This window comes from Pseudomonas sp. AP42, assembly GCF_001728935.1.
Taxonomy (GTDB): domain Bacteria; phylum Pseudomonadota; class Gammaproteobacteria; order Pseudomonadales; family Pseudomonadaceae; genus Aquipseudomonas; species Aquipseudomonas lactis.
Genome location: NZ_LYSO01000184.1, coordinates 1 through 7,104 on the forward strand (window position 1 = coordinate 1; position 7,104 = coordinate 7,104).

At 62.2% G+C, this 7,104-nt stretch carries 7 protein-coding genes; 6 read left to right on the top strand and 1 reads right to left on the bottom strand.

The window, feature by feature from the left end; genetic code table 11:
* Positions 1-242: 242 nt before the first annotated feature.
* Positions 243-731, bottom strand: coding sequence for a Bkd operon transcriptional regulator BkdR (gene bkdR / locus A7K61_RS30005; RefSeq protein ID WP_003174877.1), 489 nt, complete (start codon positions 729-731; stop codon positions 243-245).
* Positions 732-926: 195 nt separating this feature from the next.
* Here bkdR and A7K61_RS30010 point away from each other — a divergent pair, with 195 nt between their 5' ends.
* From A7K61_RS30010 to A7K61_RS30030, 6 genes are read left to right on the top strand one after another with little or no spacing between them, the layout of a single operon-like run.
* Positions 927-2,162: a 3-methyl-2-oxobutanoate dehydrogenase (2-methylpropanoyl-transferring) subunit alpha gene (locus A7K61_RS30010; protein ID WP_003192305.1), complete on the top strand. Its 1,236-nt coding sequence runs from the start codon at positions 927-929 to the stop codon at positions 2,160-2,162.
* A gap of 1 nt (position 2,163) precedes the next feature.
* Positions 2,164-3,222: an alpha-ketoacid dehydrogenase subunit beta gene (locus tag A7K61_RS30015; protein ID WP_003192306.1), complete on the top strand. Its 1,059-nt coding sequence runs from the start codon at positions 2,164-2,166 to the stop codon at positions 3,220-3,222.
* Complete coding sequence (locus A7K61_RS30020) at positions 3,223-4,488, top strand: dihydrolipoamide acetyltransferase family protein (protein WP_069558979.1); 1,266 nt, start codon at positions 3,223-3,225, stop codon at positions 4,486-4,488. It abuts the gene before it with no gap.
* 4 nt (positions 4,489-4,492) lie between these two features.
* Positions 4,493-5,872 (top strand): dihydrolipoyl dehydrogenase, encoded by a 1,380-nt coding sequence (gene lpdA / locus A7K61_RS30025; RefSeq protein ID WP_069558980.1) that lies wholly within the window; start codon positions 4,493-4,495, stop codon positions 5,870-5,872.
* Positions 5,873-5,898: 26 nt separating this feature from the next.
* A complete protein-coding gene (locus tag A7K61_RS34030) occupies positions 5,899-6,048 on the top strand; it encodes a hypothetical protein (RefSeq protein WP_161952169.1) in 150 nt (49 codons plus the stop codon).
* Positions 6,049-6,066: 18 nt separating this feature from the next.
* Complete coding sequence (locus A7K61_RS30030; RefSeq protein WP_069558981.1) at positions 6,067-7,086, top strand: branched-chain amino acid aminotransferase; 1,020 nt, start codon at positions 6,067-6,069, stop codon at positions 7,084-7,086.
* Positions 7,087-7,104 lie beyond the last annotated feature (18 nt).

Below are 7,104 nucleotides of genomic sequence, written 5' to 3' on the forward strand. Positions count from 1 at the left end.
AAGTGGCCGTTACCGCAGCAATGGCTATGTACACAATCCAACTGTGTTGACTGTCAGACCGCCTTCGCGAGCAAGCCCGCTCCCACAGTTGGATTGCGGGGTGTCAGGTACATAGGTGTAGGCTGGCAGGCCGTCATCGCAGGCAAGCCAGCTCCCACAGTTGGATCGTGGAGTGTCAGGTAGATTGACGTCAGCTGGCACGCAGGCACGCAGGCACGCCCCACATTTTGCCCCGTATTGAATCAGGAACCCAGGCTGATGCCGTTGGCTGGCAATGGCAATGCGGTTTTGTAGCGCACCTGCTTCAAGGCAAAGCTGGAGCGAATGTTCGCCACCCCCGGCACCTTGGTCAAAAAATCCATCATGAAACGCTCCAGCGACTGAATCGTGGGCACCAACACGCGGATCAAATAGTCCGGGTCACCCGCCATCAGGTAACACTCCATCACCTCCGGTCGGTCCGAGATCGCCCCTTCAAATTGCTGCAGCGCCAGCTCGTTCTGTTTCTCCAGGCTCACATGGATGAACACATTCACGTGCAGCCCCAGTAAATCAGCGTCCAGCAGCGTGACCTGCTCCCGAATCAACCCCAGTTCTTCCATCGCCTTGACCCGGTTGAAACACGGCGTGGGCGACAGGTTGACCGAGCGGGCCAGGTCGGCATTGGTGATCCGGGCATTCTCCTGCAGGGCGTTGAGAATGCCGATATCGGTACGGTCCAGTTTGCGCATGAGACAAAATCACCTGTTTATTATGTTTATGCAGTTTTTTTATCCGCAAATGGCCGGCAGCGCAACGAAACACAGATAAATATTCTTCTACGCCACGCCTATGATTGTTGTAGGACAAGATTTCTTCTACCCGAAGACTGACTGTCAGCTAGCGCGCCCACTACAAGAAATTCACAAGATAGAGCGTAGAAAGCCATGACCCAGCCGTATGCACCGCTGCGCCTGCACGTTCCCGAACCCTCGGGCCGCCCAGGTTGCAAGACCGACTTCACCTACCTGCGCTTGACCGACGCCGGCCTGGTACGCAAACCCGCCATCGACGTAGAACCGGCCGACACCGCCGACCTGGCCAAGGGCCTGATCCGCGTGCTCGACGACCAGGGCCAGGCCCTGGGCCCGTGGGCCGAGGGTGTCTCCACCGAGATCATGCGCCGCGGCATGCGCGCCATGCTCAAGACGCGCATCTTCGACAACCGCATGGTGGTCGCCCAGCGTCAGAAAAAAATGTCGTTCTACATGCAAAGCCTTGGCGAAGAAGCCATCGGCAGCGCCCAGGCCCTGGCCTTGAATATCGACGACATGTGCTTCCCCACCTACCGCCAGCAAAGCATCCTGATGGCCCGCGACGTGCCGCTGGTGGACCTGATCTGCCAACTGCTGTCCAACGAGCGCGACCCGCTCAAGGGCCGCCAGTTGCCGATCATGTATTCGGTCAAGGAGGCGGGCTTCTTCACTATTTCCGGCAACCTTGCCACCCAATTCGTCCAGGGCGTGGGCTGGGGCATGGCCTCGGCGATCAAGGGCGATACCAAGATCGCCTCGGCCTGGATCGGTGACGGCGCCACTGCTGAATCGGACTTCCACACCGCCCTCACCTTCGCCCACGTGTACCGCGCGCCGGTGATCCTCAACGTGGTCAACAACCAGTGGGCGATTTCCACCTTCCAGGCCATCGCTGGCGGTGAAGCCACCACCTTCGCCGGACGCGGCGTCGGTTGCGGTATCGCCTCCCTGCGCGTGGACGGCAACGACTTTATCGCCGTGTACGCGGCCTCGGCCTGGGCTGCCGAGCGTGCGCGCCGCAACCTGGGGCCCACCCTGATCGAATGGGTCACCTACCGCGCCGGCCCACACTCCACCTCCGATGACCCGTCCAAGTACCGTCCCGCCGACGACTGGAGCCACTTCCCCCTGGGCGACCCGATTGCCCGCCTCAAGCAGCACCTGATCAAGATTGGCCAGTGGTCCGAAGAGGAACACGCGGCGGTCAGTGCCGAACTTGAAGCCGAAGTGGTCAAGGCGCAGAAGGAAGCCGAACAGTACGGCACCCTGGCCGGTGGCCAGATTCCAAGCGCCGCGACCATGTTCGAGGATGTCTATAAAGAGATGCCGGAGCACTTGAAGCGCCAGCGTCAAGAGCTGGGGGTGTGACATGAACGACCACAACAACAGTATCGAACTGGAAACCGCCATGACCACCACCACCATGACCATGATCCAGGCCCTGCGCTCGGCCATGGATGTGATGCTTGAACGTGACGACAACGTGGTGGTGTTCGGCCAGGACGTCGGCTACTTCGGCGGCGTGTTCCGTTGCACCGAAGGCTTGCAGACCAAGTACGGCAGCTCGCGGGTGTTTGACGCGCCCATCTCGGAAAGCGGCATCGTCGGTGTGGCCGTGGGCATGGGCGCCTATGGTTTGCGCCCGGTGGCCGAAATCCAGTTCGCCGACTACGTCTACCCCGCCACCGACCAGATCATTTCCGAGGCGGCGCGCCTGCGTTATCGCTCGGCCGGTCAATTCACCGCGCCACTGACCATGCGCATGCCCTGCGGCGGCGGCATCTATGGCGGCCAGACCCACAGCCAGAGTATCGAAGCGGTGTTCACGCAAGTGTGCGGCCTGCGCACGGTGATGCCGTCCAACCCCTATGACGCCAAGGGCCTGCTGATTGCCTCCATCGAAAACGATGACCCGGTGATCTTCCTCGAGCCCAAGCGCCTGTATAACGGCCCCTTCGATGGCCACCACGACCGCCCGGTAACGCCGTGGTCCAAACACCCCCAAGCCCAGGTGCCGGACGGTTACTACACCGTGCCCCTGGACGTGGCCGCCATCGTGCGCCCAGGCTCGGCCGTGACCGTGCTGACCTACGGCACCACCGTGTATGTGTCGCAAGTCGCCGCTGAAGAAAGCGGCATCGACGCCGAGGTCATCGACCTGCGCAGCCTGTGGCCGCTGGACCTGGAGACCATCGTCAAGTCGGTGAAAAAGACCGGCCGTTGCGTGGTGGTGCATGAAGCCACGCGCACCTGCGGCTTTGGTGCCGAGTTGGTTTCGCTGGTGCAAGAGCATTGCTTCCACCACCTGGAAGCGCCGATCGAACGCGTCACCGGTTGGGACACCCCCTACCCGCACGCGCAGGAGTGGGCGTATTTCCCAGGGCCGTCCCGAGTGGGCGCGGCGTTGAAACGGGTCATGGAGGTCTGAATGGGCACGCACGTTATCAAGATGCCGGACATTGGCGAAGGCATCGCGGAAGTTGAATTGTCGGTATGGCATGTAAAGGTCGGCGACCTGGTGGTTGAAGACCAGGTGCTGGCGGACGTAATGACCGACAAGGCGATGGTGGATATTCCGTCGCCGGTCCATGGCAAGGTGATTTCTCTGGGCGGTGAGCCGGGTGAGGTCATGGCAGTGGGCAGTATTTTGATCAGCATTGAAGTGGAAGGCGCAGGCAATACCAAGGATGTGCCGGTGGTTGCCGAACCTGCGAAGGTCGCCCCGCCTGTGGCAGAAGCCAAACCGGTACAAGCGCCGGTAGAAAGCAAGCCCGCTCCTGTAGTGAAAGCACCGCAAGCCCCCGTGGCCCGTGAAGCCAGCGAACGCCCATTGGCCTCCCCTGCCGTGCGCAAACACGCGCTGGATGCCGGGATTCAACTGCGCCTGGTGCAGGGCACCGGGCCTGCGGGCCGGATTCTGCATGAAGACCTGGAGGCTTACTTGCGCCAGGGCCCGGCAACGGGTGCCAGCGCCGCCAACCCTTACGCCGAGCGCAACGATGAACACCAGATCCCGGTGATCGGCATGCGCCGCAAGATCGCCCAGCGCATGCAGGACGCCACCCGCCGCGCCGCGCATTTCAGCTACGTGGAAGAGATCGACGTCACCGCCCTCGACGAGTTGCGCGTGCACCTCAACGAGAAGCACGGTGCGACACGCGGCAAGCTGACCCTGCTGCCGTTTATCGTGCGGGCCATGGTTGTCGCCTTGCGCGACTTCCCGCAGATCAACGCCCGTTACGACGACGAAGCCCAGGTCATCACGCGCCTCGGCGCCGTGCACGTGGGCGTCGCCACCCAGAGCGACGTGGGCCTGATGGTGCCGGTGGTACGCCATGCAGAAGCCCGCAGCTTGTGGGGCACTGCCGAAGAAATCGCACGTTTGGCCAATGCCGCACGTACAGGCAAGGCCAGCCGTGAAGAGCTGTCCGGTTCGACCATTACCCTGACCAGCCTTGGCGCTCTGGGCGGCATCGTCAGCACGCCGGTGCTGAACCTGCCGGAAGTGGCCATCGTCGGCGTCAACCGCATTGTTGAGCGGCCGATGGTGATCAAGGGCCAGATCGTGGTGCGCAAGATGATGAACCTCTCCAGCTCCTTCGATCACCGCGTGGTCGACGGCATGGACGCGGCGCAATTCATCCAGGCCATTCGCGGCCTGCTCGAACAACCCGCCAGCCTGTTCCTGGAGTAAGGGCATGACTCAGACATTGCACACTACGCTGCTGATTATCGGCGGCGGCCCTGGCGGTTATGTGGCGGCGATTCGCGCAGGCCAACTGGGCATCCCGACCATCCTGGTGGAAGGCCAGGCACTGGGCGGCACCTGCCTGAACATCGGCTGCATTCCCTCCAAGGCGCTGATCCATGTGGCCGAACAATTCCAGCAAACCGTGCACCATAGCCAGGGCTCGCAGCTGGGCATTGAAGTGGATGTGCCGACCCTGGACATCCGCAAGAGCGTGGAATGGAAAGACGGCATCGTCGACCGCCTCACCACCGGCGTTGCCGCACTGCTGAAAAAACACAAGGTGCAGGTGATCCATGGCTGGGCCAAGGTCATCGACGGCAAGACCGTCGAGGTGGGCGAGCAGCGCATCCAGTGCGAACACCTGCTGCTGGCCACCGGCTCGAAGAGCGTCAACCTGCCGATGCTGCCGATTGGCGGGCCGATCATCTCCTCCACCGAGGCCCTGGCACCGACCCGCGTGCCCAAGCGCCTGATCGTGGTGGGCGGTGGCTATATCGGCCTGGAGCTGGGTATCGCCTACCGCAAGCTCGGTGCCGAGGTCAGTGTGGTCGAGGCCCAAGCGCACATCCTGCCGGCCTACGACGCCGAACTGACCCTGCCGGTGGCTGAATCCCTGAAGAAACTCGGCGTGAAGCTGTATCTGGAACACAGCGTCACCGGTTTTACCGACGGCAAACTGCAAGTGCGTGCGCCCAACGGCGACACCCTGGCGCTGGACACCGATCAGGTGTTGGTAGCCGTGGGGCGCAAACCCAACACCCAAGGCTGGAACCTCGAAGCGCTGAACCTGGACATGAACGGCGCGGCGATCAAGATCGACAGCCGCTGCCAGACCAGCATGCGTAACGTGTATGCCATTGGCGACCTCAGTGGCGAGCCGATGCTGGCGCACCGGGCCATGGCCCAGGGCGAAATGGTTGCCGAACTGATCAGCGGCAAAGCCCGCAAATTCAACCCGGCGGCGATACCCGCGGTGTGCTTTACCGACCCGGAACTGGTGGTGGTCGGCCAGACACCGGACGAGGCCAAGGCGGCCGGCCTGGACTGCATCGTGTCGAGCTTCCCGTTCGCCGCCAATGGCCGGGCCATGACGCTGGAGTCCAAAGCCGGCTTCGTGCGGGTGGTGGCGCGGCGTGACAATCACCTGATTGTTGGCTGGCAAGCCGTGGGGGCTGGGGTATCCGAGCTGTCGACCGCGTTCGGCCTGAGCCTGGAAATGGGCGCACGCCTGGAAGACGTGGCCGGCACCATCCACGCCCACCCGACCCTGGGTGAAGCGGTGCAGGAAGCGGCGTTGCGGGCGTTGGGCCACGCGTTGCACCTGTAAAAACACAACCCCCTGTAGGAGCGAGCTTGCTCGCGAAAATCGCCAACGATAACGCGGGCCAGCAGATTAAACGCGGCGCCTTTGCGTTCTTCGCGAGCAAGCTCGCTCCTACAGGGGATGCGAACAGCCCTGTGAATGCAGTATTGTTCGCCCATCCAGAAAAAAATCCGACTTGACCAGAGATAGAGGGTGTCATGGGTAACGAGAGCATCAATTGGGACAAGCTGGGTTTTGACTACATCAAGACCGACAAGCGGTTTCTCCAGGTCTGGAAAAACGGCGAATGGCAAGCAGGCACCCTGACCGACGACAATGTGCTGCACATCAGCGAGGGCTCCACTGCCCTGCATTATGGCCAGCAATGCTTCGAGGGCCTGAAGGCCTACCGTTGCAAGGACGGTTCGATCAACCTGTTCCGCCCTGACCAGAACGCCGCCCGCATGCAGCGCAGCTGTGGCCGCCTGCTGATGCCACAAGTGCCGACCGACGCGTTCATCGACGCGTGCAAGCAAGTGGTCAAGGCCAACGAGCGCTTCATCCCGCCGTACGGCAGTGGCGGCGCGCTGTATCTGCGCCCGTTCGTGATCGGCACCGGTGACAACATCGGCGTGCGTAGCGCGCCGGAGTTCATCTTCTCGGTGTTCTGCATCCCGGTCGGTGCCTACTTCAAGGGCGGCCTGGTGCCGCACAACTTCCAGATTTCCGGCTACGACCGCGCCGCACCGCAAGGCACCGGTGCCGCCAAGGTCGGTGGCAACTACGCCGCCAGCCTGATGCCCGGTTCGGAAGCGAAGAAATTCGGCTTCGCCGACGCGATCTACCTGGACCCGATGACCCATTCGAAAATCGAAGAAGTCGGCTCGGCCAACTTCTTCGGGATCACCCACGACAACAAGTTCATCACGCCGAGTTCGCCTTCGGTATTGCCAGGCATCACCCGCCTGTCGCTGATCGAACTGGCCCAGACCCGCCTGGGCCTGAAAGTGGTCGAGGGCGAAGTGTTCATCGACAAGCTGGACCAATTCAAGGAAGCCGGCGCCTGCGGTACCGCTGCCGTGATCTCGCCTATCGGTGGCATCCAGTACAACGGCAAGCTGCACGTGTTCCACAGCGAGACCGAAGTGGGCCCGATCACCCAGAAGCTCTACAAAGAGCTGACCGGTGTACAGACCGGTGACGTGGAAGCGCCAGCGGGTTGGATCGTCAAGGTCTGATAGCCACAAAAGCCAGCT